This window comes from Streptomyces sp. NPDC006879 (assembly GCF_042869595.1).
Taxonomy (GTDB): domain Bacteria; phylum Actinomycetota; class Actinomycetes; order Streptomycetales; family Streptomycetaceae; genus Streptomyces.
Window position 1 is genome coordinate 1 of sequence record NZ_JBIAGC010000113.1, and the last position, 1,311, is coordinate 1,311.

General features: G+C 64.5%; 2 protein-coding genes. Both read right to left on the bottom strand.

Going from position 1 to position 1,311, the window contains the following annotated elements; all coding sequences use genetic code 11:
• Positions 1-183: 183 nt before the first annotated feature.
• The gene (locus ACFYMC_RS29795) at positions 184-714 is read right to left on the bottom strand and encodes a DUF6879 family protein (protein ID WP_388531291.1); all 531 of its coding nucleotides are present in this window, start codon (positions 712-714) and stop codon (positions 184-186) included.
• The gene (locus tag ACFYMC_RS29800) at positions 689-946 is read right to left on the bottom strand and encodes a hypothetical protein (protein ID WP_388531293.1); all 258 of its coding nucleotides are present in this window, start codon (positions 944-946) and stop codon (positions 689-691) included. The genes ACFYMC_RS29795 and ACFYMC_RS29800 overlap by 26 nt, the downstream gene beginning before the upstream one ends.
• Positions 947-1,311 lie beyond the last annotated feature (365 nt).

The following is a 1,311-nucleotide window of genomic DNA, read 5'->3' on the forward strand; positions in this document are numbered from 1 at the left end:
GGCTTCTTCTTCCCCATGCTCTCCATGATGGACATCATCCTTCCGGGGGCGAAGCCCCTGATCAGGAGTGTCCGTCAAAGCGGATCAAGCCCACCCCGAGACGGGCGGCGATGGCTTCACGGGCAGCCTGGGCACTGGACGAGGGGGATGCAGACATGAGTTGGCTCTTCGCGATTCGTCAGGTCAGACCGAGTATTTCTCGTGTGGGATACCGCGCTCCCACACTGTCTCGAACGCTGCGGAGGCCAGTGCTGCCACGGCTGGTTCGGACCGTACCTCCCAACCAGGCTCGGACCAGCTCCCCTCCCCGGTGAAGTGGTTGAAGAGCACGATCTCCCCGTCGAACACCCAGCAGTCGTTCCCAGGGAGTGCGATGTCGGAAGCCTGACGGCGGGGGAGCCAGCGAACCTGTTCCCCGGCGTGGAGGTTCACCACGGTGCCAGCATGCTCGTACCGGATGTACTCCGTGACCGGCTCCGACACCACACGGGCCCGGCGGACGACGACTCCCCGGGCCACGGTGCCACGAATCAAATCAACCCAGGGCGCCCAGTAGGCAGAGGCAGGGTCCACGTCGCGTTGGCCTGTGCGCTGCCAGTTCTCGAAGTCCTCGGCCTCGTCGCCCACCCCGTACGAGTCGCGCATCTCCAGGTGCAGCGCCGAGTGCCGGGCCGCCGCCAGCAGCTCGTTAAAGCCCGGTTCCTTCTGCGACATCGCACGCCTTCCTCAGCATCGGCACCATGCGGGCCGGAATCCGGATCACTGCTTCGTGTGGCGCAATGCCCGGCGCATGGCCGGGAACCTCGAACGCGGCGCACTCCGCCTCTAGCTTCTCGTCTGGCTTCCAGCCTTGAAGCACCAGCTCCCCCTTCCCCTCGTCCACCCATACGGTGGGGGAACCCTGCTGCCCCGTGTCTGGATCAATCCCGATGAACCGTAGTGCCATGACTGCCTCCGGTGTCGAGTGGCTTACGCCAACTTGCACGAGCTTCGTTGCGGCGGCATCGGAGCGTCAAGGCTGACTGCCGCTCGCAGAGCCCTCGTGAGCGGTTCTCGGCCATGCGGCAGGCCCGCCCATCAGGCGTTGGTTACGTGACCAACGCATGACCAACAGCGGGCGGGAACGGACGGAAACGCCAGGTAGCGGTGACCAACCGCGCCATCGGTGAAGGGCCTTCTGGAGTACGTTTCCCCAGGTCAGAAGACAAAAGGGCTGGTGAGCTGTACTGAGATTTGTGGAGTCCCTGATGCCAGGGTTACGGTCCTGGCGAAGGAGAACCACCAGCACCATGGCAGCACCCCGTAAATACC

Excerpts from the sequence above, each read along its gene's own strand:
- ACFYMC_RS29795 (WP_388531291.1), bottom strand. The coding sequence starts at position 714 with ATGTCGCAGAAGGAACCGGGCTTTAACGAGCTGCTGGCGGCGGCCCGG.
- ACFYMC_RS29800 (WP_388531293.1), bottom strand. The coding sequence starts at position 946 with ATGGCACTACGGTTCATCGGGATTGATCCAGACACGGGGCAGCAGGGT.